The organism is Microbacterium sp. JZ101, from assembly GCF_053903175.1.
The window spans coordinates 1,473,261-1,497,987 of the sequence record NZ_CP096400.1 but is presented as its reverse complement, the minus strand read 5'-3'; the positions used below and the strand labels follow the sequence as shown (position 1 = coordinate 1,497,987).

At 71.8% G+C, this 24,727-nt stretch carries 32 protein-coding genes; 13 read left to right on the top strand and 19 right to left on the bottom strand.

From position 1 onward, the window contains the following. Positions 1-44 precede the first annotated feature (44 nt). Positions 45-1,391, top strand: a complete 1,347-nt coding sequence (gdhA, locus tag M1D56_RS06890) for an NADP-specific glutamate dehydrogenase (protein ID WP_271171628.1) — start codon at positions 45-47, stop codon at positions 1,389-1,391. 3 nt (positions 1,392-1,394) lie between these two features. Here the strand turns inward: gdhA and M1D56_RS06885 are convergent, their stop codons facing one another. Further along, the gene (locus M1D56_RS06885) at positions 1,395-2,012 is read right to left on the bottom strand and encodes a flavin reductase family protein (protein WP_456285064.1); all 618 of its coding nucleotides are present in this window, start codon (positions 2,010-2,012) and stop codon (positions 1,395-1,397) included. 73 nt (positions 2,013-2,085) lie between these two features. Here M1D56_RS06885 and M1D56_RS06880 point away from each other — a divergent pair, with 73 nt between their 5' ends. Both M1D56_RS06880 and M1D56_RS06875 read left to right on the top strand, forming a co-directional pair. Next, positions 2,086-2,316, top strand: a complete 231-nt coding sequence (locus M1D56_RS06880) for a DUF488 domain-containing protein (RefSeq protein WP_456285063.1) — start codon at positions 2,086-2,088, stop codon at positions 2,314-2,316. Next, a complete protein-coding gene (locus M1D56_RS06875) occupies positions 2,313-3,350 on the top strand; it encodes an NAD(P)H-dependent flavin oxidoreductase (protein ID WP_456285062.1) in 1,038 nt (345 codons plus the stop codon). Before M1D56_RS06880 ends, M1D56_RS06875 begins: the two co-directional genes overlap by 4 nt. A gap of 3 nt (positions 3,351-3,353) precedes the next feature. Here M1D56_RS06875 and M1D56_RS06870 read toward each other — a convergent pair whose 3' ends face one another. The 4 genes from M1D56_RS06870 to murI form a co-directional block, all read right to left on the bottom strand. Further along, entirely contained in the window at positions 3,354-4,265 is a 912-nt protein-coding gene (locus M1D56_RS06870; RefSeq protein ID WP_456285061.1) for a cation diffusion facilitator family transporter, read from the bottom strand. Positions 4,266-4,341: 76 nt separating this feature from the next. Beyond that, a complete protein-coding gene (gene rdgB / locus M1D56_RS06865) occupies positions 4,342-4,938 on the bottom strand; it encodes an RdgB/HAM1 family non-canonical purine NTP pyrophosphatase (RefSeq protein ID WP_456285060.1) in 597 nt (198 codons plus the stop codon). Continuing rightward, positions 4,935-5,669: a ribonuclease PH gene (gene rph / locus M1D56_RS06860; protein WP_271171622.1), complete on the bottom strand. Its 735-nt coding sequence runs from the start codon at positions 5,667-5,669 to the stop codon at positions 4,935-4,937. Before rph ends, rdgB begins: the two co-directional genes overlap by 4 nt. 14 nt (positions 5,670-5,683) lie before the next feature. Beyond that, positions 5,684-6,502 carry a glutamate racemase gene (murI, locus tag M1D56_RS06855; protein WP_271171621.1) on the bottom strand — a complete coding sequence of 273 codons (819 nt, stop codon included), beginning with the start codon at positions 6,500-6,502 and terminating at the stop codon, positions 5,684-5,686. Positions 6,503-6,561: 59 nt separating this feature from the next. On the opposite strand from murI, the gene M1D56_RS06850 reads away from it, so the two are divergent. Continuing rightward, positions 6,562-7,893 (top strand): nicotinate phosphoribosyltransferase, encoded by a 1,332-nt coding sequence (locus M1D56_RS06850; protein WP_282977513.1) that lies wholly within the window; start codon positions 6,562-6,564, stop codon positions 7,891-7,893. Positions 7,894-7,932: 39 nt separating this feature from the next. Here M1D56_RS06850 and M1D56_RS06845 read toward each other — a convergent pair whose 3' ends face one another. The 3 genes from M1D56_RS06845 to M1D56_RS06835 are packed head-to-tail and all read right to left on the bottom strand — an operon-like array spanning position 7,933 to position 10,573. Continuing rightward, positions 7,933-8,199 (bottom strand): DUF3039 domain-containing protein, encoded by a 267-nt coding sequence (locus M1D56_RS06845; RefSeq protein WP_271171619.1) that lies wholly within the window; start codon positions 8,197-8,199, stop codon positions 7,933-7,935. Positions 8,200-8,246: 47 nt separating this feature from the next. Further along, positions 8,247-9,803 carry a hypothetical protein gene (locus M1D56_RS06840; RefSeq protein WP_456285059.1) on the bottom strand — a complete coding sequence of 519 codons (1,557 nt, stop codon included), beginning with the start codon at positions 9,801-9,803 and terminating at the stop codon, positions 8,247-8,249. Further along, complete coding sequence (locus M1D56_RS06835) at positions 9,779-10,573, bottom strand: ABC transporter ATP-binding protein (protein ID WP_271171617.1); 795 nt, start codon at positions 10,571-10,573, stop codon at positions 9,779-9,781. Before M1D56_RS06835 ends, M1D56_RS06840 begins: the two co-directional genes overlap by 25 nt. 196 nt (positions 10,574-10,769) lie before the next feature. Between M1D56_RS06835 and M1D56_RS06830 the strand changes: the two genes are divergently transcribed. From M1D56_RS06830 to M1D56_RS06820, 3 genes are all read left to right on the top strand, one after another. Beyond that, complete coding sequence (locus M1D56_RS06830) at positions 10,770-11,465, top strand: phosphocholine cytidylyltransferase family protein (RefSeq protein ID WP_324011572.1); 696 nt, start codon at positions 10,770-10,772, stop codon at positions 11,463-11,465. Between the two features lie 35 nt (positions 11,466-11,500). Then, positions 11,501-12,508 (top strand): hypothetical protein, encoded by a 1,008-nt coding sequence (locus M1D56_RS06825; RefSeq protein ID WP_456285058.1) that lies wholly within the window; start codon positions 11,501-11,503, stop codon positions 12,506-12,508. A gap of 108 nt (positions 12,509-12,616) precedes the next feature. After that, on the top strand, positions 12,617-12,916 hold the full coding sequence (locus tag M1D56_RS06820) for a hypothetical protein (RefSeq protein WP_324011576.1): 300 nt from the start codon (positions 12,617-12,619) through the stop codon (positions 12,914-12,916). Between the two features lie 13 nt (positions 12,917-12,929). Here the strand turns inward: M1D56_RS06820 and M1D56_RS06815 are convergent, their stop codons facing one another. The 3 genes from M1D56_RS06815 to M1D56_RS06805 form a co-directional block, all read right to left on the bottom strand. Further along, the gene (locus M1D56_RS06815) at positions 12,930-13,238 is read right to left on the bottom strand and encodes a helix-turn-helix domain-containing protein (protein ID WP_271171613.1); all 309 of its coding nucleotides are present in this window, start codon (positions 13,236-13,238) and stop codon (positions 12,930-12,932) included. 284 nt (positions 13,239-13,522) lie between these two features. After that, the gene (locus tag M1D56_RS06810; protein ID WP_456285057.1) at positions 13,523-15,499 is read right to left on the bottom strand and encodes an HNH endonuclease; all 1,977 of its coding nucleotides are present in this window, start codon (positions 15,497-15,499) and stop codon (positions 13,523-13,525) included. A 104-nt stretch (positions 15,500-15,603) separates the two neighbouring features. After that, positions 15,604-16,107 carry a GNAT family N-acetyltransferase gene (locus M1D56_RS06805; protein ID WP_456285056.1) on the bottom strand — a complete coding sequence of 168 codons (504 nt, stop codon included), beginning with the start codon at positions 16,105-16,107 and terminating at the stop codon, positions 15,604-15,606. A 37-nt stretch (positions 16,108-16,144) separates the two neighbouring features. Between M1D56_RS06805 and M1D56_RS06800 the strand changes: the two genes are divergently transcribed. Continuing rightward, a complete protein-coding gene (locus tag M1D56_RS06800; RefSeq protein ID WP_271174076.1) occupies positions 16,145-16,360 on the top strand; it encodes an SCO4848 family membrane protein in 216 nt (71 codons plus the stop codon). Positions 16,361-16,414: 54 nt separating this feature from the next. After that, positions 16,415-16,618 (top strand): hypothetical protein, encoded by a 204-nt coding sequence (locus M1D56_RS06795; protein WP_456285055.1) that lies wholly within the window; start codon positions 16,415-16,417, stop codon positions 16,616-16,618. 55 nt (positions 16,619-16,673) lie between these two features. Here M1D56_RS06795 and M1D56_RS06790 read toward each other — a convergent pair whose 3' ends face one another. Together M1D56_RS06790 and M1D56_RS06785 are read right to left on the bottom strand one after the other, a co-directional pair. Then, positions 16,674-16,928, bottom strand: a complete 255-nt coding sequence (locus tag M1D56_RS06790) for a type B 50S ribosomal protein L31 (RefSeq protein ID WP_271174074.1) — start codon at positions 16,926-16,928, stop codon at positions 16,674-16,676. A gap of 72 nt (positions 16,929-17,000) precedes the next feature. Beyond that, complete coding sequence (locus M1D56_RS06785; RefSeq protein WP_282979847.1) at positions 17,001-17,798, bottom strand: ABC transporter ATP-binding protein; 798 nt, start codon at positions 17,796-17,798, stop codon at positions 17,001-17,003. A 58-nt stretch (positions 17,799-17,856) separates the two neighbouring features. On the opposite strand from M1D56_RS06785, the gene serB reads away from it, so the two are divergent. Beyond that, positions 17,857-18,492, top strand: a complete 636-nt coding sequence (gene serB, locus M1D56_RS06780; RefSeq protein ID WP_456285054.1) for a phosphoserine phosphatase SerB — start codon at positions 17,857-17,859, stop codon at positions 18,490-18,492. Positions 18,493-18,501: 9 nt separating this feature from the next. On the opposite strand, the gene fabG is transcribed toward serB, so the two are convergent. Then, the gene (fabG, locus tag M1D56_RS06775; protein ID WP_271174071.1) at positions 18,502-19,212 is read right to left on the bottom strand and encodes a 3-oxoacyl-ACP reductase FabG; all 711 of its coding nucleotides are present in this window, start codon (positions 19,210-19,212) and stop codon (positions 18,502-18,504) included. A 109-nt stretch (positions 19,213-19,321) separates the two neighbouring features. Here fabG and M1D56_RS06770 point away from each other — a divergent pair, with 109 nt between their 5' ends. The 3 genes from M1D56_RS06770 to M1D56_RS06760 are packed head-to-tail and all read left to right on the top strand — an operon-like array spanning position 19,322 to position 20,759. Next, complete coding sequence (locus M1D56_RS06770) at positions 19,322-19,708, top strand: DUF3099 domain-containing protein (RefSeq protein ID WP_456285053.1); 387 nt, start codon at positions 19,322-19,324, stop codon at positions 19,706-19,708. Further along, the gene (locus tag M1D56_RS06765; RefSeq protein WP_456285052.1) at positions 19,705-19,932 is read left to right on the top strand and encodes a hypothetical protein; all 228 of its coding nucleotides are present in this window, start codon (positions 19,705-19,707) and stop codon (positions 19,930-19,932) included. Before M1D56_RS06770 ends, M1D56_RS06765 begins: the two co-directional genes overlap by 4 nt. Beyond that, positions 19,932-20,759, top strand: coding sequence for an SURF1 family cytochrome oxidase biogenesis protein (locus M1D56_RS06760; protein WP_282979852.1), 828 nt, complete (start codon positions 19,932-19,934; stop codon positions 20,757-20,759). The genes M1D56_RS06765 and M1D56_RS06760 overlap by 1 nt, the downstream gene beginning before the upstream one ends. Positions 20,760-20,790: 31 nt before the next feature. Here M1D56_RS06760 and M1D56_RS06755 read toward each other — a convergent pair whose 3' ends face one another. The 5 genes from M1D56_RS06755 to M1D56_RS06735 all read right to left on the bottom strand — a co-directional run bounded on the left by M1D56_RS06755 (position 20,791) and on the right by M1D56_RS06735 (position 24,694). Next, a complete protein-coding gene (locus M1D56_RS06755) occupies positions 20,791-22,389 on the bottom strand; it encodes an ABC-F family ATP-binding cassette domain-containing protein (RefSeq protein WP_282979842.1) in 1,599 nt (532 codons plus the stop codon). 92 nt (positions 22,390-22,481) lie between these two features. Further along, the gene (locus M1D56_RS06750) at positions 22,482-22,811 is read right to left on the bottom strand and encodes a CHY zinc finger protein (RefSeq protein ID WP_324011589.1); all 330 of its coding nucleotides are present in this window, start codon (positions 22,809-22,811) and stop codon (positions 22,482-22,484) included. Next, positions 22,811-23,404 (bottom strand): CbiQ family ECF transporter T component, encoded by a 594-nt coding sequence (locus M1D56_RS06745; RefSeq protein WP_456285051.1) that lies wholly within the window; start codon positions 23,402-23,404, stop codon positions 22,811-22,813. Before M1D56_RS06745 ends, M1D56_RS06750 begins: the two co-directional genes overlap by 1 nt. Then, positions 23,401-24,108, bottom strand: a complete 708-nt coding sequence (locus M1D56_RS06740; protein ID WP_456285050.1) for an energy-coupling factor ABC transporter ATP-binding protein — start codon at positions 24,106-24,108, stop codon at positions 23,401-23,403. Before M1D56_RS06740 ends, M1D56_RS06745 begins: the two co-directional genes overlap by 4 nt. After that, positions 24,101-24,694: a biotin transporter BioY gene (locus M1D56_RS06735; RefSeq protein ID WP_282979836.1), complete on the bottom strand. Its 594-nt coding sequence runs from the start codon at positions 24,692-24,694 to the stop codon at positions 24,101-24,103. Before M1D56_RS06735 ends, M1D56_RS06740 begins: the two co-directional genes overlap by 8 nt. Between the last annotated feature and the right edge of the window lie 33 nt (positions 24,695-24,727).

The following is a 24,727-nucleotide window of genomic DNA, read 5'->3' as shown; positions in this document are numbered from 1 at the left end:
ACCGCTATCGTGGGCGCTTGTGTGCCAGCGAGAGGAGCAACACGATGGCAGCACTCCATGACGCCCTGACGCCCGTATTCGACGAGGTGATCCGGCGCAATCCCGGCGAAGCCGAGTTCCACCAGGCGGTCCGAGAGGTTCTCGAGAGCCTCGGACCCGTGCTCGGCAAGCGGCCCGAGTACGCGGACGCCGAGATCATCCGCCGGCTGTGCGAGCCGGAACGCCAGATCATCTTCCGCGTGCCGTGGGTCGACGACGCCGGGCGCGTGCAGCTGAACCGCGGCTTCCGCGTCGAGTTCAACTCGGCGCTGGGCCCGTACAAGGGCGGAATCCGCTTCCATCCCTCGGTCTACCTCGGGATCGTCAAGTTCCTCGGCTTCGAGCAGATCTTCAAGAACGCGCTCACCGGCATGCCGATCGGCGGCGGCAAGGGCGGCTCGGACTTCGACCCCAAGGGCCGCTCCGACGCCGAGGTCATGCGCTTCTGCCAGTCGTTCATGACCGAGCTCTACCGTCACATCGGCGAGCACACCGACGTCCCCGCGGGCGACATCGGCGTGGGCGGCCGCGAGATCGGCTACCTCTTCGGCCAGTACAAGCGCATCACGAACCGCTACGAGTCGGGCGTCCTGACCGGCAAGGGCATCACCTGGGGCGGGTCGCAGGTCCGCACGGAGTCGACCGGCTACGGCACGGTCTTCTTCGTCAAGGAGGCGCTCGCGGCGCGCGGCATGGACCTCGAGGGCCGCCGTGTCGTCGTCTCGGGCTCGGGCAACGTCGCGATCTACGCGACCGAGAAGGCGCAGGCGCTCGGCGCGAAGGTCGTCGCCACGTCGGACTCGAGCGGCTACGTCGTCGACGAGGCCGGCATCGACCTCGACCTGCTCAAGGAGATCAAGAACGGCCACCGCGGGCGGGTCTCCGATTACGCCGCGCGCCGCGACAGCGCCCACTTCGTGGCAGGCGGATCGATCTGGGATGTGCCGTGCGACATCGCGCTGCCCTGCGCGACCCAGAACGAGCTCGACGCCGATGCCGCCGCGGCGCTCGTGCGGAACGGCTGCCTCATCGTGGCCGAGGGCGCGAACATGCCCACGACCCCCGAGGCGACCCGCGTGCTGCGCGAGGGCGGCGTCGTCTTCGCCCCCGGCAAGGCCGTGAACGCGGGCGGTGTCGCGACGAGCGCCCTCGAGATGCAGCAGAACGCCTCACGCGACTCGTGGTCGTTCGAGCACACCGAGCAGCGCCTGTCCGAGATCATGAGCTCGATCCACGCGCGGTGCCTCGAGACCGCCGACGAGTACGGGGCTCCCGGCGACTACGTCGCGGGCGCGAACATCGCGGGCTTCACGCACGTCGCCGACGCGATGCTCGCCCTCGGCGTCATCTGAGCGTCAGGCACCGGCCCCGGCGGTATCGCTCGTGGGCCGGTGCCCGTGCTCGCCGCCGATGCCGAAGTAGTGGCGGAAGCTGTAGATGGTCGGCTCCCAGAGCCGTGGATCGATGTGATCCGTGCCGGGCGCGACGATCCGCGGGTCTGCGTGCACGGCCTGCACCTCCGCCTCCACGATCGCGTAGTCGCCGAGGCCGTCGGTGATGCGCGCGACGCGCGCCTCCAGCTGCAGGGCGCACTCCTCGACGCGCGGCGGCGCGACGTGATGCGAGGCCTGCGGGGTCAGGCCGGCGGCGGCGAACTTGTCGGCGACGTGACGGTAGCGCGCCGCCTTCGCGGGCGGCACGTCGACGCGCCCCGTCGTGTCCGCGATCGCCTCGACGGCGTTCCAGAGCCCGGGCGACGGGAAGTTCACGGTCAGCTCGGGGCGCTCGCGCACGTTCCGCTGCGTCTGGCCGTCGTTCTCGAGCCCCAGCACGAGCATCCACCCGAGCGCCCAGTACGACGACGCGGGCGCCAGATTCGGCGTGCCGTCGGGGTTGACCGTGCCGATCAGCATCACGGGCGTCCCCACGTAGAGGACGGACGGGCGGATGTCGAGATGACGGACGGTCGTCATGGAGCTCCTCGGGTGGTGCGGGTGGGAGTAGCGTCGATCCCGTGTTCGAGCGTATCGAGGCGGACGGACCGGCATGGCCCGTGTGACGCGGCTGAAGCGCGTCTATGACGCGGCGGAGGCGGACGACGGATGGCGCGTGCTCGTGGACCGGCTGTGGCCCCGCGGCGTCTCCCGCGAGCGCGCGGCGCTCGACGCGTGGGCCAAGGACGTCGCGCCCAGCCCCGAGCTGCGCACGGCGTGGCACCGCGACCCCGAGCACAACCACGCCGTCGTCCTGCGCGACCATCTGGAGGAGCATCCGTGACCCGACGCCTCGAAGACCTGCTCGGCATCGACCACCCCGTCGTCCTCGCGCCGTTCGGCGGCGTCTCATCCGTGGCGCTCACCGCTGCGGTGAGCGACGCGGGCGGGCTCGGCTCGTACGGGCTGTACGGCTACGCACCCGACCGGATCCGCGACACGATCGCTGCTCTGCGTGCGGCGACGGCGCGCCCGGTCGCGGTGAACCTGTGGCTGCCGCGCGGCGACGAGGTCGCGCCCGACGACGTCGATCTCACGGCGGCGGTCGCCGCCGTGAGCGGATTCTTCGACGAGCTCGGGATCGAGATCCCCGAGAAGCCGTCGACGTTCCTCCCTCCCTTCGAGGACCAGCTCGACGCGGTCGTGGATGCCCGCCCCGATGTGCTGAGCGTCGTCTTCGGGGTCCCGTCGCCCGCGCACGTCGAGCGCCTGCGCGCCGCGGGCATCCGGATCTTCGGCACCGCGACGACCGTCGACGAGGCGCGCGCCCTCGCCGACGGCGGTGTCGACGCGGTCGTCGCGACGGGCGCCGAGGCGGGCGGCCACCGGGTGTCGTGGCTGCGGCCGCCCGAGGAGTCCCTCGTGGGCGGGCTCGCCCTCATCCCCCAGGTCGTCGACGCGGTCGACGTGCCCGTCGTCGCAGCGGGCGGCATCGTCGACCGTCGCGGCGTCGCCGCCGCGCGCGCCCTCGGCGCCGACGGCGTCCAGGTCGGCACGGCCTTCCTCCGCACATCGGTCTCGGCCGCGCCCGCGTCGCACCGCGCGGCGATCGCATCGGGAGCCGACACCGTGCTCACGCGCGCGATGAGCGGGCGCCTCGCCCGCGGCATCCCGAACCGCGCCGTGCGCGAGATCGAGCACGCGGGAGCGATCGCCCCCTTCCCGGCGCAGAACTGGCTCACCGGGCGCTTCCGGGCCGAGGCCGCCGTGCAGGACCAGGGCGACCTGCTGTCGCTGTGGGCGGGTCAGAGCGCGGGGCTCACCCGCCACGACGACGTCGCCGAGCTGTTCGCCGAGCTCGTCGCGGGCTGGAGCTGACGGTCAGGAGTGCGCGTCGTCGCGGTCGACGTGGCCCGACTGCTCCAGCTGGAACGTGGAGTGCGCGACGTCGAAGTGCTCGGCCAGGCACTCTTGCAGCCCGTTCAGGACCGCGCCGCTGCGCCCCTCGTCGATGACCGACTGCTCGACGACGACGTGCGCCGTGAAGACCGGCGCGCCGCGCGTGAGCTGCCACACATGGACGTCGTGCACATCGGCGACACCGGGGGCCGCGAGGATGTGCGCGCGGATGGCGGCGACGCTCGTCCCCGCCGGCGCCGACTCCGCGAGCACGCCGACGACCTCCCCCAGGAGCGAGATCGCGCGCGGCACGATGAGCACCGCGATCGCGAGCGACGCGAGCGCGTCGGCGGGCATCCATCCGGTGAGAAGGATGACGACGGCGGCCACGATCACGAGCGCCGATCCGACGAGGTCGCCCAGCACCTCGAGGTACGCGCCGCGCACGTTCATGCTGTGCCGCTGCGCGGCGCTCAGCAGCCACAGCGACACCCCGTTCGCGACGAGACCCGCGAGGGCGACGACGAGCATCCATCCGCCGGTCACCTCGTGGGCGTCGGGCGAGAGGAGGCGCCGCACGCCCTCGATCGCGACCGTGACGCAGAGCACGATGAGGATGACGGCGTTCACGAGCGCCCCGAGCACCTCGGCGCGCTGATATCCGTACGTCCGCCGGTCGTCCGCGGGCCGCGCGGCCACCGCGCTCGCGATGAGCGCGACGACGAGGGCCACGGCGTCGGTGAGCATGTGCACGGCGTCGGCGAGCAGCGCGAGCGATCCCGTCATGATCGCTCCGACGACCTGCACGACGAACACCGCGCCCGTGAGGGTCAGCGAGATCGTCAGCAGCCGACGGCTGTCGGCGCCGCGGATGCCCGGTGCGTGGTCGTGCATGACTCCAGGCTAGGCGCGTCGGACGCCCGCTCGGGGGCTCTGCGCGCTGTCGGGAACGGGGATGATTCTCGTTACGTCAGAGCGACGCGAGAAGCGGCCCCAGCTGCGTGAACGCACGGGCCCGGTGCGACGCCGCGTTCTTCTCGTCGGCCGTCCACTCCGCGACCGTGCGCTCGTCGGCGCCCTGGCCATCCGGCACGAACACGGGGTCGTACCCGAAGCCGCCCGCACCGCGCGGTTCGCGGGCGATGCGCCCGGGCCAGATGCCCTCGACGACGTGCTCGCCGCCGTCGGGGGTGACGAGGGCGATCACCGACGTGTAGTGCGCGCCACGGTGCGGGTCGGAGATGTCGGAGATCTGATCCAGCAGGAGCGCGAGGTTCGCCGCGTCGTCCTTCGCGTGCCCGGCCCAGTACGCCGAGAACACGCCGGGCGAGCCGCCCAGCACGTCGACGCACACGCCGGAGTCGTCGGCGAGCGTGGGGAGCCCCGTGTGGGCGGCCGCCGCGCGGGCCTTGATGAGCGCGTTCTCGGCGAAGGTCGTGCCGTCCTCGACCGGCTCGGGTCCGTCATAGGAGACGACCTCGAAGTCGGGTCGCGTGCTGGCGACGATGCCCTGGAACTCCGCGACCTTGTGGGCGTTGTGCGTCGCGAGGACGATGCGCCGGCTCACGCCTCCTGCCCCAGGGCAGCGAGCTGGTGGCGGCGCAGCTCAGCGCACCCGTTCACGCCCAGCTCGAGAAGCGCGTCGAGCTCGCGCTTGTCGAACGGCGCGCCCTCGGCCGTGCCCTGCACTTCGACGAACAGACCGCGCCCGGTGACGACGACGTTCATGTCGGTCTCGGCGCGCGAGTCCTCGACGTACGGGAGGTCGAGCATGGGGACGCCGTCGATGATGCCGACCGAGACCGCCGCGACCGAGTCGAGCAGGACGCGCGATTTCTGCCCGACGAACCGCTTGTCGCGTCCCCACTCGATCGCGTCCGCGAGTGCGACGTACGCGCCCGTGATCGCAGCCGTCCGGGTGCCGCCGTCGGCCTGGAGCACGTCGCAGTCGATGACGATCGTGTTCTCGCCGAGCGCCTTCGTGTCGACCACGGCGCGCAGCGCGCGGCCGATGAGGCGCGAGATCTCGTGCGTGCGCCCGCCGATCTTGCCCTTCACGCTCTCGCGCTGGTTCCGCTCGTTCGTGGCGCGCGGGAGCATCGCGTACTCGGCGGTGACCCAGCCGCGCCCCTGGCCGGTGAGCCACCGGGGCACGCCGTTCGTGAAGGAGGCCGTGCACAGGACCTTGGTGTCCCCGAAGCTGATGAGAGCCGATCCCTCGGCCTGGCTGCTCCAGCCCCGCTCGATCGTGATGGGACGCAGCTGGTCGGGGGTGCGGCCGTCGGCGCGCTGGGTCATGGTGTCCTCTTCTCTCATCGGGGGAGGTCGATCGCGCCCGTGCGCACGAGGCGCACATCGCGCACCTCGCGGCCGAGCAGGCGGTTGGCGAGCGCCGTGAACGTCTCGGTGTCGGCTCCGGTCGCCTCGTAGGTGTGGACGGGCGTCGCCGACGGGTCGGCGAGGAGGTCGCCCGACACGAGCTGGCGGTAGACGTCCTTCGCGGTCTCGGAGTCGCTCGACACGAGCGAGACGCCGTCGCCCATGAGGTAGCTGATCGCGCCCTTGAGGAACGGGTAGTGCGTGCAGCCGAGAACGAGGGTGTCGACGCCCGCACGCCGCAGCGGCGCGAGGTACTCCTCGGCGGCCGCGAGCAGCTCGGGCGAATCGGTCACGCCGGCCTCCACGAACTCCACGAAGCGCGGGCAGGCGGCGGTGAACACCTCGACCCCGGGGTTCACGCCGAGCATGTCCTGATACGCGCCGGAGCCGATCGTCCCCTCCGTGCCGATCACGCCGATCCGGCCGTTGCGGGTCGCCGCGATGGCCGTGCGCACGGCCGGCCCGATGACCTCGACGACGGGCACGTCGTACCGCTCGCGCGCATCGCGCAGCATCGCGGCGGACGCCGTGTTGCAGGCGATCACGAGCATCTTCACGCCCTGGTCGACGAGGGTGTCGAGCACCTCGAGCGCATAGCGGCGGACGTCGGCGATCGGCTTCGGCCCGTACGGCGAGTGCAGCGTGTCGCCGATGTACAGCATCGACTCGCGCGGCAGCTGGTCGCCGATCGCACGGGCCACCGTGAGGCCGCCGACGCCCGAGTCGAAGATCCCGATCGGCGCGTTGTTCACGATGTCCCAGCGTACCCGCCGGGCCGGAGCAGCTCGCGCACGCCGGTAGGCTGACCGCCATGAGCGCCTCCACGGCCCTGTTGACGGACCGCTACGAACTGACCATGCTCGACGCCGCGCTGCGCGACGGCACCGCCGACCGGCACTGCGTCTTCGAGCTCTTCGCCCGGCGCCTCTCGGGCGGGCGCCGCTTCGGCGTCGTGGCGGGCACGGGTCGCCTCCTCTCCCTCCTGCGCGAGTTCCGCTTCGGCGAGGACGAGCTGCGCTTCCTGCGGGACGAGCACGTCGTGAGCGCGGAGACCGTGCGGTACCTCGAGAGCTACCGCTTCGGCGGGACCATCACGGGCTACCGCGAGGGCGAGCTCTACTTCCCCGGCTCCCCCATCCTCACGATCGAGGGCTCGTTCGCCGACGCCGTCATCCTCGAGACGCTTGCTCTGAGTGTGATGAATCACGACGCGGCCGTCGCGACGGCCGCTGCGCGGATGAGCATCGCCGCCGGCGACCGGCCCCTCGCCGAGATGGGCTCGCGCCGGGCGGCCGAGCAGTCGGCGGTCGCTGCCGCGCGCGCGGCCTACATCGCCGGCTTCGGTGCGACGAGCAATCTCGAGGCCGGCCGCCAGTGGGGCATCCCGACCATGGGCACCGCCGCGCACTCGTGGACGCTCCTCCACGACACCGAGGAGGACGCCTTCCGCTCGCAGATCGCGGCCCTCGGCAGCGGCACGACCCTGCTCGTCGACACCTACGACATCCGCCGCGGCGTGGAGCGCGCGGTCGCGGTCGCCGGCACCGGGCTCGGCGGCGTGCGGATCGACTCGGGCGACCTCCCGATCGTCGCAGCCGAGGTGCGCGCCCAGCTCGACGCACTCGGCGCCACCGAGACGCGGATCACCGTCACGAGCGATCTCGACGAGTACGCCATCGCCGCTCTCGCCGCATCGCCCGTCGACGCGTACGGCGTCGGCACCTCGGTCGTCACGGGGTCGGGCTATCCGACCGCGGGGATGGTCTACAAGCTCGTCGCGCGTCAGGACGCGTCGGGCGGATGGGTCGCGGTCGCGAAGAAGGCGGAGGGCAAGGGCTCCCAGGGCGGTCGGAAGCGGGCGTTCCGCCGCCTCGAGGACGGCGTGGCGCGCGACGAGTACGTCGAGATCGCCGACGGGTTCGAGGAGCTGCCGACGGCGGCCGACGTCGAGGGCGGGCGCATGCTCCAGGTCACGCTCGTCGATCGCGGCGCGTTCCACGCGGCATACGAGGGTCCCGAGGGCGTCCAGGCGGCGCGCGCGCATCACCTCGCCGTCCGGGAGGAGCTGCCCGTGCGCGCCCTCGCGCTCAGCAAGTCCGATCCCGCCATCCCCACGGTGTTCGCCGACGCCGGCGACCGCTGAGACGAGAAGAGCCGCCGGCCTCTGCGCCGGCGGCTCGTCTCACTTCTGCATGGACTCGTAGATCTCCTTGCACGTGGGGCACACGGGGAACTTCTCGGGGTCGCGCCCGGGAGTCCACTTCTTCCCGCACAGCGCGCGCACCGGCTTGCCGGTGATCGCCGACTCGAGGATCTTGTCCTTCTTGACGTAGTGCGAGAAGCGCTCGTGGTCTCCGGGCTCGATGGTCTCCTCGCGGAGGAGCTCCTCGAGCTCGCGGTCGAGGAGTGCCGTGCCGCCCTGGTCGGGACTGTCAAGCGGGGTGCTCATGACCTGCAGTCTAATCGCGCGGCGGATGCCCGTGGCGGGCTCCGGCGTCAGGTCGCGCCCGCGAACTCCATGATGCGGGTGCCGCGCACGTCGAACACGGCGGCGCCGATCCCGATGCCGATGAGGAGGACGGCGGCCCCGGAGCCGAGTCCCGTCCAGAGCACGGCGACCGACTCGACCTGGCGGTCCGCGATCGCGAGCCACGCGAGCCAGACGGTCGGCGCGCTCGCGGCGAGCGCGCCCAGCAGCACGAGGGCCTGCGACCAGGCGCCCGTCGAGTCGGTGCGCTGCGGCTGCTGGAACGGTCCGTCGCCGGGCCGCGCCACGGCGTACGGCGCGACGACCGACGCGATGCTCGAGAGCCCGAAGCCCGACAGGAGGAGCGCTGCGGTGACCCCGACGACCGGCAGCACGGCGTCGCCGCGTCCGCTCACGAGGATGGAGAGGGCGGTCGCGACCGCGAGGACGGGCACCGAGATGAGCACGACCGGCGCGAGCCGGCCGGCCCGGTCGGCGACGCCGCGCACGCCGCTCGCGATGTGGAGCCATACGGCGGAGGCGTCGTACGCGAGGTCGTTGTGCGGCAGCCAGCCGTAGAAGAGAGCCATGAGCGGCACCGGGACCAGCGCGGCGACCTCGATCGGGACGCCCGCGACGAGCAGCGGGATGACCGGCAGGATGCCGGCGACCGGGATGACGAGGAGATTCGCGAGGTAGCGGCTGTCGCGCACGCCGTACACGAGGCTGCGCGCCGCGATCGCTCCGGTCGCCGTCCGAGGAAGCAGCGCGAACCATCCGAGTCCCGCACCTCCGCGGGCCACCACGGGATGCTCGATCGTCGTGAGGAGGCGGCGGACGAGCGCGACCCACGCGACCGCGAGCGCGGCGACGACGACGATCCCGATCGCGACGGCCAGGCCGACCGAGCCGCTGCCCGAGGCCTCGCCGGCAGGCAGCGCCGTCCCCGGCACGAGCGCCGCGATGAGCCCCGCGACGCGGCCGAGGGCCCGTGCGGCGCCGGGCGACCAGACCGCGGCGGAGGCGATCGTCGCCGGCACGCTCGCGACGACGAGCGCCACGACGAACACGCCCGCGGCGTCGGCCGGCCGTCCCTGTCCGCCGAGAGCGGCACGCAGCGCCATCACGACGCGCGCCACGAGCACGCACCCAAGGAGATGGAGGACTGCGCCCGCGATCGCGCTGCCGGCGGATGCGCCGAGCTGCGTCCAGACGATCGTCGCGACGACCTCGTAGACGAGCAGCAGCCACGTCGGCACGCTCACGAGCGACGCGAGGAGCAGGACGGCCGCCAGCGGGTCGGGCGCAGCGCCCAGCGTGCGGAACCGGCGCGGATCCAGCGGGTCGACGGTCGCCGTCAGCGCGGGAGCGATCGCGAAGGAGAGCACGAGCCCTGCCGCCGAGAGCACGAGCGCGGTCGCCGCGACGCCGTCGGGAAGCGACGGCAGCGCGAGCGCGCGCGAGGCCGTGACGGCGGTGCCGATGACGAGCGCGAGGAAGCCGATCGCCCGAGGGATCGTGCGGCCCGGCTCGCGGAATGCGCCGACGAGAAGCGCGGCCCTCAGTCGGAGAACGTGTGCAGCCACTCGAGCCCCTCCACCTCGCCGAGTCCGCCGGCGAGCTCGACGAAGCGCTGCTCGAGGGTGAGGTCGCCCTTGACCTCGTCGACCGTGCCCTCCTCGAGCACCTGTCCGGCGACGAGCACCGCCACGCGCGTGCACACCTTCTCGATGAGATCCATGCCGTGACTGGAGAGGAGCACGGTGCCACCGCTCGCGACGTACGCGTCGAGGATCTCGAGCACCTTCGCCGCAGACGCCGGGTCGACGGCCTCGAAGGGCTCGTCGAGCACGAGGAGCTGCGGCGAGTGGATCATCGCGGCCGCGAGCATCACCTTCTTCGTCATGCCGGCCGAGTAGTCGGAGACCACGCGGCCGAGCGCGTCGCCGAGGTCGAGCGCGCCCGCGAGGTCGGCCGTGCGGTCCGCGACCACCCCGGGCTTCATTCCCCGGAGCATGCCCGTGTAGTACAGAAGCTGCCGGCCCGTGAGCCGATCGAACGTCCGCAGACGGTCGGGGAGCACTCCCATCCGCTTCTTCGCGTCGCGCGGGTGCGTGCGCAGATCGACGCCGCACACCCGGATCTCGCCGCGGTCGGGGCGCAGCAGGCCGGAGATCATCGACAGCGTCGTCGTCTTCCCCGCGCCATTCGGCCCCAGCAGGCCGTAGTACATGCCTGCGGGGACCTCGAGGTCGATGCCGGCGACGGCATGCGTTCCGCCGTACGACTTGGACACGCCCTGGAGCGTCAGCGCAGGGCTCCCCGGCTCGGTTTCGCGGATCTCTGCCTCGGTCACCGCCCCACGGTATCAAGTCGCATCGGGAGCCCCCGGTCATCACGATCCGGTCACGACCTCCCGGAGGAGTCCTGGCAAAGTGCCGCCGATGGGGACCGCATTGTCGCTCATCCACAGCCTCCTCGCTACCCTGAAAGAGCCAGTTCGTCGTGAATCTTCGATGAACCCGGACTGAACCGATCAAGGGGAGTCACGCATGACCATCCAGACCGTCATCCTCGCCGCAGGCATGGGATCGCGCCTCGGCCGCGTCCTGCCCAAGTCCCTCACGGTTCTCAGCGACGGACGCTCGATCATGCAGCAGCAGCACGAGAACATCCGCGCGGCCTTCGGCGACGACGCCCGCATCACGACCGTGGTCGGCTATCGCGCGGAGGACATCGTCGAGCGCTTCCCCGACGCGAACTACGTCTACAACGAGCGGTACGACCAGACCAACACCTCGAAGAGCCTCCTCCGCGCCCTCTCGGCGACCGGCCGCGGCGGCGTGCTCTGGATGAACGGCGACGTCGTCTTCGACCCGCGCATCCTCGACCGCGCGATCGGCAACATCCAGGCCGACCAGTCCTTCGTGACCGTCAACACCGCCAAGGTGAGCGACGAGGAGGTCAAGTACACGGTCACGCCCGAGGGCTGGATCGACGAGCTCTCGAAGACCGTCGTCGGCGGCATCGGCGAGGCCGTGGGCATCAACTACATCTCGCAGCGGGACAAGCGAGCCTTCATGCGCCAGCTGTCGCGCGTCGACGACCAGGACTACTTCGAGCGCGGCCTCGAGCTCGCGATCGCCGAGGACGGGCTGCGCCTCCTCCCGATGGACGTGTCCGACCTGTACGCCGTCGAGGTGGACTTCGCCGAGGACCTCGAGCGGGCCAACGCGGCACTCCTCTGACCGCCGCCAGGAGGCGGCCGGGTAGCATCGGCGTGATGGCCGACAAGGTTCACCGCATCCACTCGCTTCCGGACGACGCGCCCTGGAGCGGCGGGCTTCCGCCCGTCGGCTCGGAGGAGCATCCGTTCGCGATCCGCGCGCTCGATCGGGTGCTCAGCGTGCAGCGTCCCCTCGTGCTCGCGCACCTGCGCTCCATCCGGCTGCGGCATCCGGAGGCGACTCCGGCCCAGATCGTGCGGATGCTCGAGCGCCGCTATCTCCTGGGCGTCACGTCCGGCGGGGCGGCCGTCGGGGCCGCCGCCGTGGTCCCGGGTGTCGGCACCGGCGTCACGCTCGCCCTGTCGGGCGTCGAGACGGTCGGGTTCGTCGAGGCGACGGCCCTCTATGCCCAGTCACTCGCCGAGCTGCACGGATTCGCCGTCGAGGATCCGAATCGCGCCCGCGCGCTCGTGCTCACCCTGATGATGGGCGAGGAGGGCGTCGATCTCGTGCGGCACCTCGCCGCGCAGGTCGTCGGCAAGGGCACGTCGCTGTCGGCGCACTGGGGCGACCTCATCACGAAGACGCTCCCCCGCGCCGCTCTCGCGCCGATCGTCGACCGTCTCAAGACCGCGTTCATCCACCAGTTCGCGGTGCGCGGGGGCGCGAGTGTCGTCGGCAAGGCCCTGCCGTTCGGCGTCGGCGCGGCGGTGGGCGGTGTCGGCAACCACCTCCTCGGTCGTCGCGTCGTCGTCGCGTCGCGCAAGGCGTTCGGCCCGGCCCCGGAGCGGCTTCCGGAGTGGCTTGCCCCCAAGCCCGGAGCGGAGCGGATCGAGAGCGTCGCCTTGCGAGGGATCCAGACGGCAGGCGCTTCGCTGCGCGCGGCGGCGGGCTCGATGGGCTCGGGCGTCGGAGCCGTCGGCCGCGGCGTCGCGCGACTCGGGCGCGATACGGTCGGACGCGCCCTGCCGCGCGGACGGCGAGACGATGCGGATGTCGCGGGCACTCCGGCCGCGGAGGTCGACACGAGCGACGAGCGCGACGTGAGAGACGAGCGTCCGTAGCCGACGCCGCGCGCACAGCCGTCGATACGACGGCGTGGCCGCCTCCGGGTGTGGACAGGCCGCCGTCCCTCGCGCATGCTCGTCCGAGGCCGCTCGTAGCGTCACGGCATGCTCACGCCGCTCCCCTCACGACGGTTCGATCCCCCGTATCGCGTGCCCTGGCGCGTAGACCGAGCGGACCCCGCCCATCCGCGCGTGCTCAATGCATCGCGCGAGCCGGCCGACTTCGTGCGGGCGTTCGTGCACGACGATGTGACGCCGCCATCCAGCGAGCACTGGGGACTCGTGCTGCCGGAGGAGATCTGCGAGCTCTGCCTGTGCGAGCGCGCCCTCGCGTCGACGCTCGTGACGCTCGCCTGGTTCCGGCCCGGCGAAGACGATGAGTACCTCTGGCGGTTCTGTCTCTGACGCGTGAGGGCGGTCAGCCCCAGGTTCGGGGCTGACGCCGGAACTCGTCACGGCGCGAGTATCCGTAGGGCCGCCGGCCCTGAGGAAGGTCTTCCGCGTCGAGGTCGACGAGGAGCTCTCCGACCTCCACCTCGAGCGCGACGGCGATCTGGAGCAGGGTGTAGAGCGTCGGGTTGCCCGCGCCCTTCTCGATCCGCTGCAGATGGGTGAGATCGAGGTCTGCGCACTCCGCCAGCTTCTTCGCGCTCAGGGTCGCCGCGTGTCGCAGCTGGGCGATGCGGCGCCCCACCTTCAACGACGCGTCGGAGTGCGGCTCTGGCATCCTTCCAGCTTGCTGACGGTGGCACGGAAAGCGTAGGTACTCATGCCCTGGCTTCTGCACTACCGCATATATACCTTGAACGACGCGGGCCGGGTGCCTCGTCCATAGGTCGAAGTCGTGAGCTCGCAGCAACCTACGGACGAAACGAGGAACCCCAAAGCATCTGACTCGACACGGCCGTCGAAGACATCGCGCCTGGCGTGTTGTCGTCGACGTGTTCATCTTGGCGCCATCCCGCCGCCATACGTCCGCATTCGCACCGGCGGGCCGCTGGCGGGCCGGTTTCAGGGTGCTGCCGTGGCGAGCTGCGGTTGCGGTTCGATGTGTGCGGGCGTGCGGTGGTCGAGGTCTTCGTGGTGGGCGATGTCGTCGGCGTCGAGGAGGGCTTGGGCGAGGTATTCGGGGGTTGTCCAGTAGTGGCGGAGCCATTCCTGGATGTCCTGTTCGATCTCGAGGTGCAGCCGCCGCTCCCTCTCCCGCTCCTCCTGCTCCCGCTGGCGCTGTTCCTGCCCGCGCTGGTGCTGTTCCTGCTCGCGCTCCTGTTCGCGTTGTTGCTGGCGGGCGTGGCGGCGCTGCTCGGCGTGCTCGCGGTCGCGGTGGTGGCGGGCGAGGGCGTCGGCGATGAGCGGGTTCGGGGTGGCTTCCGCGCGGACCCGCGGGGGTGGCTTCTCGGTGTACGTGTAACCGGCGGGACTGGTCCATTCCAGGACCCCGTCGCCGAGCTGCCGGACCTGCCAGGGCGTGTGGTGCTTGTCCTGGTGGCATCCCTCGCACAGGCAGGCGAGGTTGCCCACGTCCGTGACACCGCCCTGGGCGTACGGGATGGTGTGGTCCAGGTCGGCGGTGAGGGCGAGGTTGCGGCACCCGGGGGTGCGGCAGCGTTCGTCGCGGGCGAGGAGGTACCGCTTCTGCGCCGCAGTGGGGGTGTACCGGTCGACGGTGAGCAGCGCCCCGGTGTCCGGGTGGCAGAACACCCGCTCCCACCCCGCCGCGTTCCCCGCGAGCTTGCGGGCCGTGTCCGCGTCGATCGGACCGTACCCGGCCAGGAACCCCGGCTCATCATCCAACCCCGCCAGCGTCGTCGCCGCGACCGTGACCTGCACCACCGCCCGCACCCGCGACAGCACCCGATCCACATCCCCCACCAAGCCCCGCACCGACGGCAGAGCCCCACGCGGAGGACCCACGTCCGGAGGCGATCCGTCCGCGGGTGCCCCGCATGGAGGTGCTCCGCGATCTCGCGCGTGGTCAGCATCGTCGGTACCCGCATCGGGGGCCGCCGAATCCATGTCCGCGGTCGCACCCGCGGCATCCACGTCCAGGCCCGTCGCGCCCGCGTCCGCATCGCCGACATCCGTCGCGCCCGCGTTCGCATCGCCGACATCCGTGGCGCCCGAGTTCGTGTCTGTGGTCCAGGGGGCGGGGGTGTCGTCCGGGTCGCCGCACAGGGCGGACAGGACCTCCACCGCGAGGTCCGACGCGATCTGCATCGCCGTCCGCGGCCCCTCCCCACCCTCACCGACCCGCTCCGAATCCTCGAACCGCACACCCGACCCACCGGCGACGCCCGCACCCGCGGCGCCCGCGCCCCCACCGGTCTCGGTTTCGGCGGCGCGGCGTTCCTGCCGGGCCAGGTCCCGCGCGTGCTGGCGCAGGGCCCTGGCGATCGCCTGGATCCGGGTCGCCTCGCCCACGATCTCCAGCGCCTGCGTCCCATCCGGGAGCACCTTCACCCACACACCCCGCCGCGCCATCGCCGACCGATGCCGATCCGAGAACGACCCCGGATCCAGCCTCTCCGCCAGAGCCTCCGCGAACACCCGCGTATCGAACGGCGTCGCACCCTCCGCGTACCCGACGGCCGCAGCCTCGAACACCTCCCGCAGCCCATCCGGCAGCCGCATCCCGACCTGCCGGATCACTCCCGCGTGCCGACCCGTGATCCGCGCACCCTCCAGCGCCGCGAACGTCTCCGGGAACGACCCCACCAACACCATCGCGTCCCCCAGGCGGGTCTGCATCCGCCCCTTCGACTCCCCCAGAGCCGCCGCGAACTCCCCCGCCATCGCCCGGAACGGGAAGTCATACCGCGACGAGACCGCCCCCGACCTCGCCAGCTGCGCCCGCGCGACCTCCCCCGCCTCAGCCAGCGCCTGAATCTCCAGCGCATCCGCCTCCGCCCGCAAAGCCCGCGCCCGACGCGCCCGCTCCACCGCCGAACGCGTCACCGCGACCTCCGCCGGAGTGGGCTCCCAACCCACCCCCGCATCCTCCCGCGGCATCGTCCTCGACATACCCCCACACTACCCACCCCATCGGACATTCCACCGAACAATCCCAAACTGTGGATAACTCGCGATCGAATCTATGACCTATGCAATACGGCGCGCATCTGGATCCGCCGACCGAGCTGGTCCAGCCCGAGCCGCTGCTCCGTGGCCACGAGACCTCGCTCGAACGCCGTCGTCGGCTGCTCCTCGATGAACCCGCACCTCGCGTAGAACGGCGCGTTCCAGGGCACCTCCGCGAAGGTCCGCAGGGTCATGGATGCGTGTCCGCGCCGCCGCGCCTCGTCCTTCACGGCATCGACGAGGCGACGCCCGATCCCCTGACGACCGAAGGCGGGCAGCACCGACAGCTGCTCGAGATGCGCGGCTCCGTCCACCTCGAGCACATGCGCGAACCCGACGAGCGCGTCACCCTCCGCGACCAGGAGGAACCCGGGCTGCGCAGCCCGATCCGCCCCGGCCGGCGCCGGATCCCACCGCTCCGGGGCGAGCAGGTCGACGAGCAGGCGATCCGCCTCGTTCTCGATCCGCTCGACATCGGCGAGATCCTGCTGAGCGACGGGGCGGATGCGGATGGCCATGGCGTCGAGCCTACAAACCGGCTCGTAGACTCGCAGGGTGACCGTCCTCCTCGCCGTGCTGCTCCTCGTCAACGCCGTCTTCAACGTCGTGGTGTGGCCGCGCTTCTGGAAGCGGGTGACAGCGGACCCCCGTGCACGCGATGAGCAGGGCCGCAGGACGGCCTTCTACACCGTGCACGCCGTGCTCATCGGCGCCGCCCTCGTGCTCGCGGCCGCCTCCGCGGTCGCCGGCGTCTGGGCGCTCGTCGCCTGACTCCGGCGGGTGCGCGACCTCGCCGCCGCCCGACGGACCGCCTAGGGTGAGCCCATGGACGATGATCGCCTGCGTCGCAAGTACCCCGTCTCCGCCATCGCCGGCGGGTTCGACGCCCTCTGGCGCCCCAGCGCGCACGAAGCGGATCAGGCGTGGCACGCTCTCCAGATCGTGCCCGTCCCCGCGCCTTCTCCGGACCAGGGCCCGGGCGTCATCGACTTCGACGACGGCACCGTCACGATCGAGATCGACGAGTGACCGAGACGAGGAAAGGCCCCGCCGAAGCGGGGCCTTTCCTCGTGGACGAGACGACTTACTTGGAGCCGCCGAAGCCCTTGAAGCGCTGGTTGAACTTCTCGACGCGGCCGGCCGAGTCCATGATGCGCTGCTTGCCCGTGTAGAACGGGTGCGACGCCGACGAGATCTCCACGTCGATGACGGGGTACTCGACGCCGTCGAGCTCGATCGTCTTGTCGCTCGTGGCGGTCGAACGGGTGAGGAAGGTCTCGCCCGAGCCGAGGTCACGGAAAACGACCGGCTGGTACGTCGGGTGGATGTCAGTCTTCATGGTTGTCCTTGCGGGATCGATTCGATCGGATGAGAAAGTCTGCGGGCGCAGAAGCACCAAAGCCCAAGCTTATCAGACGTCGGACGCGGACACCGCGCGAGCGGCGTACCTTCCGTCCTGCTCGGCGACCGTGATGTCGAGACCGAACGTCGCGGTGAGGTTCTCGGCCGTGAGCGTGTCGCGGATCGGGCCCGCGGCCACCGCCTTGCCGTCGCGCAGCAGGAGCACGTGCGTGAAGCCGACGGGGATCTCCTCGACGTGGTGCGTCACCATGATCATCGCCGGCGTCCCGGGAGCGGCCGCGTAGCCGCTGAGGAGCTCGAGGAGGACCTCGCGCGCTCCGAGGTCGAGGCTCGCCGTGGGCTCATCCAGGAGGAGCAGCTCGGGGTCGGTCATGATCGCGCGGGCGATCTGCACGCGCTTCTGCTCCCCGTCGCTGAGCGTGCCGAACTCGCGGTCGGCGAGGTGGTCGAGTCGCCACTCGGCGAGCACGCGCAGGGCGCGGCGCTCGTCGATCCCCTCGTACTCCTCGTTCCACCGGCCGGTGACCGAGTACGCCGCCGTGAGCACCGTGTTCAGCACGGTCTCCTCCGCGGGGATCCGCTTGGCGAGCGCGCTCGAGGCGAAGCCGATGCGCGGACGCAGCTCGAAGACATCCGTGCGCCCGAGGCGCTCGTCGAGGATGTCGACGGTGCCGGAGGTCGGGTGCAGGTACGCGTCGGCCATCTGCAGGAGGGTGGTCTTTCCGGCGCCGTTGGGGCCGAGGACGACCCAGCGTTCGTCGTCGTTGACGGTCCAGCTGATGCCGTCGACGATGTTGCGACCACTGCGGCGCACCACGACGCCGTCGAACGAGAGCACGGGGAGCATGCCTCCAGCCTACCGAGGCGCTCGGGTCGGCTCGTCCGTGGCGCGCCCGCTACCCTCGTTGATCGTGACCCGCTTTCTCGTCGTCCTCGATGCCGATTCCACGCTCATCCGCAATGAGGTGATCGAGCTGATCGCCGACGAGGCCGGTCGCGGCCCCGAGGTCGCGGCGGCCACCGAGGCCGCGATGCGGGGCGAGGTCGACTTCTCCGAGAGCCTGCGGTCGCGCGTGAAGGCGCTCGCCGGCGTGCCGGTCGCATCCTTCGCGCGCGTGCTCGCGCGCATCGAGCCGACACCGGGAGTGCGCGAGCTCGTCGCCGCCGTGCATGAGCGGGGCGGGATGGTCGGGGTCGTCTCGGGCGGGTTCCACGAGATCCTCGACACCGTCGCACCCGACCTGGGCGTCGATGTCTGGCGCGCGAACCGGCTGCGAGCCGAGGACGGCGTGCTCACGGGCGAGGTGGACGGCGCGATCGTCGACGCCGACGCGAAGGCGGCGTCGCTGCGCGCCTGGGCGGAGGAGCACGACGTGCCCCTCCGCCGCACGATCGCGATCGGCGACGGCGCGAACGACCTCCGGATGATCGCGGCCGCCGGGCTCGGCATCGCCTTCAACGCCAAGCCGGCGGTGCGTCAGGCGGCGCCCCTCGCCATCGGTCCGGTCGACCTGCGCGAGGTCATCCCGCTGCTGCCGTGACGAGCGGGCTCAGTGCCCCATGCCGAGTCCGCCGTCGACCGGGATGACGGCGCCCGAGATGTACGACGCGGCGTCCGACGCGAGCCAGGCCGTGACGCCCGCGACCTCGTCGGCGCTTCCGTAGCGGCCGAGCGGGATGGCCTTGCGGTACTCGGCCTGCGTCTCCTCGGGGAGCTCGGCGGTCATGTCGGTCTCGATGAACCCCGGGGCGACGACGTTCGAGGTGATCCCGCGGGCGCCGAGCTCGCGCGTGAGCGAGCGCGCGAAGCCGACGAGGGCGCTCTTGGACGACGCGTAGTTCACCTGGCCGGCGGAGCCGTACAGCCCGACGACGCTCGAGATGAGGATGACGCGCCCGAAGCGAGCCCGGATCATCCCCTTGAGCGCGCGCTTGACGACCCGGAACGACCCGCCGAGGTTCGTGCCCACGACCGCGTCGAAGTCCTCCTCGCTCATCCGCAGCATGAGCGTGTCCTTCGTGATGCCCGCGTTCGCGACGAGGATCTCGACGTTGCCGAGCTTCTCCTCGACCTCGGTGAACGCGGCGTCGAGCGATGCGGAGTCGGTCACGTCGGCGCGGACCGTGAGCGCGCCCTCGGGCCCCTCGCCGCTGCGCGCCGTGACGGCGACCCGGTACCCCTCCGACACGAAGCGCTCGGCGATGGCGCGGCCGATGCCGCGGTTGCCGCCGGTGACGAGGACGACGCGATCAGTGGTCACAGCTGGACTCCCGGTGTTCTGGGCCGATGGAACCGGACCAGCTTATGCGGGCCGCGCTCCCGCCGTCTCACGGCCCGCGCGCGGCGGCGCGAAGTAGGCTGAGAGCACCGTGAAGATCCGCAAGCCGCAGCCGCAGTCGGCGACCTCCCTCGATCGCGCTCCCCGCGATGACGAGTCGCACCGCATGCGCACCTACCTCCTGACGATGGGCGTGCGCACGCTCTGCCTCGTCCTCATGGTGGTCGTCGTGCCCTACGGCTGGTACACGTTCCTCTTCGCCATCGGCGCCGTCGTGCTCCCCTACATCGCGGTCGTGATCGCGAACGCCGCTCAGGCCGGCCGCGTCGCGCATGCGCAGGCGCCCGAGCAGCAGGCGCTCCCCGCGACTTCGACGCCTTCCGAGGCGCCCGGGAGCCCCGGCGTCTTCCGGATCTCCGAGAGCGGCCGAGAGGATGGCCCGGCTCGCGCCGACGAGGACGAGGACGGGCGCGCGTGATCGGATTCGGCGGCGGGTTCGACGAGCCCGTGTGCTCGCGCGCGGGGTGCCGCGAGCGCGCGACGTGGAGCATCCTCTGGCGCAATCCGAAGATCCACGCGGCCGACCGCCGGAAGACCTGGCTCGCGTGCGACGCGCACGTCGACTTCCTGCGGAACTTCCTCGCGAGCCGTGACTTCCCCCTCGAGGTCGTCGAGGGCGTCGGGACGGGAGAGCCCTCGTGATCCGCTCACGGCTCGGCCGGTGGGGCGTGTACGTCCTCATCGCCATCCTCTTCGCGGTCGCCTGCGCGTTCCTGTCGCAGTGGCAGTTCGACCGCAACGAGCAGCGGTCCGCGGCGAACGCGCTCATCGAGCGGAACTACGACGCGCCGACGGCCCCGCTCGACGAGGTCCTCCCGCCCGGCGAGGGCTTCGACCCGGCCGACGAGTGGCGGCCGGTCGTCCTCACGGGCGAGTACCTCGCCGACGAGCAGCTCCTCGTCCGCAACCGCGCCCAGGGCGGGACGAGCGCGTTCGAGGTGCTCGTGCCGTTCGCCGTGGACGACGGGCGGATCCTCGTCGTGGACCGGGGCTGGCTCCCGCCCGGAGAGGGGGCCCTGCCCGACGCCGTCCCGGCCCCGCCCGAGGGGCAGGTCGAGGTGACCGTGCGCCTCAAGCCGGGCGAGCCGCTTCCCTCCTCCGGCCGCAGCGCGCCCGAGGGGCAGCTCCCGACCATCCATCTCCCGTCCGTCGCGGAGCTCGCGGGCGACGCCACGATCGTCGACGCCTACGGGCTCATGGTCTCGGAGGATCCGGCGCCCGCGACGCGCCCGCACGCGCTCGAGGCACCCGAGATCGACCCGGGGCCGCACCTGTCGTACGCGATCCAGTGGATCCTCTTCGCGATCATGGGGTTCGTCTTCATCGGCTACATGATCCGCACCGAGGTCCGCGCACGGCGCGATGACGCGCTCGGCGACGAGGACGACGACGATCCGACGCCCCCTCGCCGCGCGCGACGACGCGATCGCGACGCCGACGAGGAGGACGCCCTCATCGACGGCCGCTGATCGGCCCGCTGCGCGAGCGCCACTCCGGCCCCTACGCGAGGGTGATGAGGTCGAGGTAGCTCTTGTTCCAGATGTCCTCGACGCCATCGGGCAGCAGCAGGACGCGCTCGGGGTTCAGCGCCTCGACCGCGCCCTCGTCATGCGACACGAGCACGACGGCGCCTTCGTAGTGCGCGAGGGCTCCGAGGATCTCGTCGCGCGACGCGGGGTCGAGGTTGTTGGTGGGCTCGTCGAGAAGCAGCACGTTCGCAGACGACACGACGAGCGTCGCGAGCGAGAGCCGCGTCTTCTCGCCGCCCGAGAGCACTCCGGCGGGCTTGTGCACGTCATCGCCCGTGAACAGGAACGACCCGAGCACCTTGCGCGCCTCGGTCTCGTTGAGGTTCGGTGCCGCCGAGACCATGTTCTCGAGCACCGACCGCTTGACGTCGAGGTTCTCGTGCTCCTGCGCGTAGTAGCCGATCTTCAGGCCGTGTCCGGGCTCGATGCGTCCCGTGTCGCTCTTGTCGACACCCGCGAGGATGCGCAGGAGCGTCGTCTTGCCGGCGCCGTTGAGACCGAGCACGACGACCTTCGAACCGCGGTCGATCGCGAGGTCGACGCCCGCGAAGATCTCGAGTGCGCCGTACGACTTCGACAGGCTCGACGCCATGAGCGGCGTCTTGCCGCACGGCGCGGGCTTCGGGAAGCGGAGCTTGGCGACCCGGTCCTCCTGGCGCACCTCCTCCAGACCCGCGAGGAGCTTCTCGGCCCGTGCCACCATCTGGTGCGCGGCCGCGGCCTTCGACGCCTTCGCTCCGAAGCGCGCTGCCTGCTGCTGCAGCACCGACGCCTTCTTCTCGGCGTTCGCGCGCTCCTTCTTGCGGCGCTCCTCGTCGGCGACCCGCTGGCGCTGGTAGTGCTTCCAGCCCATGTTGTAGATGTCGATGACCTGGCGGTTCGCGTCGAGGTAGAAGACCCGGTTGACGGTCTCCCCGACGAGCTCGACGTCGTGGCTGATGACGATCAGCCCGCCCTTGTAGGTCTTGAGGAACTCGCGCAGCCAGATGACGCTGTCGGCGTCGAGATGGTTCGTCGGCTCGTCGAGGATCATCGTCTCGGCATCGGAGAACAGGATGCGCGCGAGCTCGATGCGACGCCGCTGACCGCCTGACAGCGTCTTGAGGGGCTGATCGAGGATGCGGTCGGGAAGCGACAGGTTGTGCGCGATCGACGCGGCCTCCGCCTCGGCGGCGTAGCCGCCGAGCGCCTCGAACCGCTCCATGAGGCGCGCATAGCGCTTCATCGCCTTCTCGGCGACGGCGGCGTCGTCATCCGCCATCCGCTCCGACGACTCGCGGATGCCCGCGGCCAGGTCGCCGAGGTCGCGCGCGTTGAGGATGCGCGTGCGCGCGGTCTCCTCGGGGTCGCCGGAGCGCGGGTCCTGCGGCAGGTAGCCGATCTCGCCCGACTTCGTGACCGTGCCGTCGGAGGGGATGAGATCGCCGGCGAGCACCTTCGTCAGGGTCGTCTTGCCCGCCCCGTTGCGGCCGACGAGCCCGACCTTGTCGCCGGGGCCGACGCGGAAGTCCACTCCCGACATGAGGAGTCGGGCTCCGACGCGGATCTCGAGGTCGTGCACGGCGAGCACAGCGGCACCAGTTTCTCTCCGGGGGTTCTGCGGCCGAACGGCCAGCCTCCCAGTATAGGCGGGGGCGCCGCTCGGCCTCCTGGGAGAGGCGCCTACGCGAAGTAGAGGTCGTGGTGGAGGCGGCAGCGCTCGTTGAAGGCCCCGCCGCAGCGGGCGCACGTCGAGGACGAGAGGTACTCCGCGATGGTCGACGTCTCGCCGCAGCGGCCGCACAGGAGCGCGCGCTCACCCGCGGCATCCGCTGGCCACACCTCGCCCGGATGGTCGGCCGCCTCCTCATGGCAGGAGTGGCACGGATACCAGCGGCCGCAGCACGGGAAGCGGATGGCGAGGACGTCGCGCGGCCCGTGCCAGTGCGCGCACCGTGTCTGAGCGTCGACGACCGCGCCGTGGACGAGGTGCTCCCCCACGCGCACGGGCATCACGCGACCCCGCGGGCGGTCAGCGCGTCGGCCACGCCGTCGGCATGGCGCAGCGACATCACGAGCAGCGGCAGCACGGCCCGGAATCCGAGCCTCACGCCCCGCGCGCGCTGCGCCTCGCGGATGCGCCGTGCGAAGGCGGCCACGACGGGCACGAGCGCGATCGTGAGGGAGAGCGTGAACGCGATCCGCCACGGATCCGCGCCGAACCGCGAGAGCGGTCGCAGGAGGCGCTCGAGTGCGGCGAGGAGCTCGTCCGTGCGGGTCGTGAGCGTGAGGAGCGCCGCGAGGAGCACGACCGACGCGACGCGCACCGTGTTGACGAGCGCCGGCGTCGGCCCGAGGAACACGAGCTGCGTCACCGCCATGAAGGCGACGATCCACCGCAGCGCCCAGACCTGCCGCAGCCATTCGCGTGGCCCGAAGCCGCCGAGGGCGAAGAGCCCGATGACGAGGACCAGCGCGGCGACCGCGGTGAGGGGCGTGTGCGGCCACAGCGAGATCGCCAGCGCGAGCGCGGCCATGACCGCGAGCTTCGCGCCCGCGGGCATCCGATGGATGACGCTGCCGCCGGGCCGGTACAGCGAGATCACGCGCGCTCCCCCGCGAACTCCGCTCGGTAGCGTGCGATCACGCCGTCAGGCTCGCCGACCTCGATCAGGCGGCCGTGCGCGAACCGGAGCGCGATGTCGCACCGCGCAGCGAGCTCGAGGTCGTGCGTGACGATCACGGTCTGCGCGGCGACCTCGTCGATGAGGATGTCCGCGATGCGACGCGCGTTGCCGAGGTCGAGCAGGGTCGTCGGCTCGTCGGCGATGATGAGGCGCGGGCGGCGGATGAGCACCGAGACGAGCGCGAGCAGCTGCTTCTGGCCACCGGACAGGCTGTAGGCGGGCTGGTCGGCGTGCGCGTCGAGTCCGTGCCGCTCGAGCTCGCGGGCGACGGCCGCGGCGACCTCGCTGCGCGCGTGCCCGCTCCCCTTGAGCGAGAGGGCGACGTCCTCGGCCGGGGTGGGCATGAGGATCTGCGCGTCGGGGTCGGTGAACACGAATCCCACGGCCTCGCGCAGCCGCTTCGGCTCGCGCACGACGTCGATGCCGTGGACCGAGACGACGCCCGCCGTCGGCGCGACGAGGCCGTCGAGCACCCGAGCGAACGTCGACTTGCCCGAGCCGTTCGCGCCGATCACCGCGATCCGGCGCTGCGGCAGCTCGACGGAGACGTCCTGCAGGATGCGCGCGCCGCCGACCTCGACCGACACGCGATCGAGGCGGATGACCCCGCGCGCGTCACTCACCGGCGGCCTGCAGGGCGGGCTGCGGCGTGCGCCGAGGGAACGCGACGGGATAGGCGCGGTGCAGCGCGACCGCGAGCACCGTCGCGACGGCGGCCTTGATGAGATCGCCCGGCAGGAACACGGCGCTCGCGACGAGAGCATCGCCGAGGGGCAGGCCCATCACGAGGGCCTGCACCGGCACGCCGATCGCGTAGATCACGCCGATCCCGCCGACGACGGCGCCGACGGCCACCCGCCACCACGCGAAGCGACGGCCCGCGTGCGCGATGAGCCCGACGACCGCAGCGCCCGGGATCCAGCCGAGCAGATACCCCGCCGTGGGGCCGACGAAGACGCCGAGCCCGCCGCGCCCGCCGGCGAGGACCGGCAGCCCCACCGCCGTCAGCACGACGACCACGAGCACCGCGGCGGCCGCGTTCCGCCATCCGAGCACCGCGCCGGCGAGCATAACGCCCAGCGTCTGCGCCGTGATCGGCACGCCGACCGGGCCCGGGATCGGGCCGACCAGGCCGAGGGCGATGATGAGAGCGGCGAACACGGCGATGCGCGCGATGTCGCGGCCCTCGAAACGGCTCGTCACGGTCATGGGGGTCTCCTGTCGGCGGGGAACGCGTCCTGA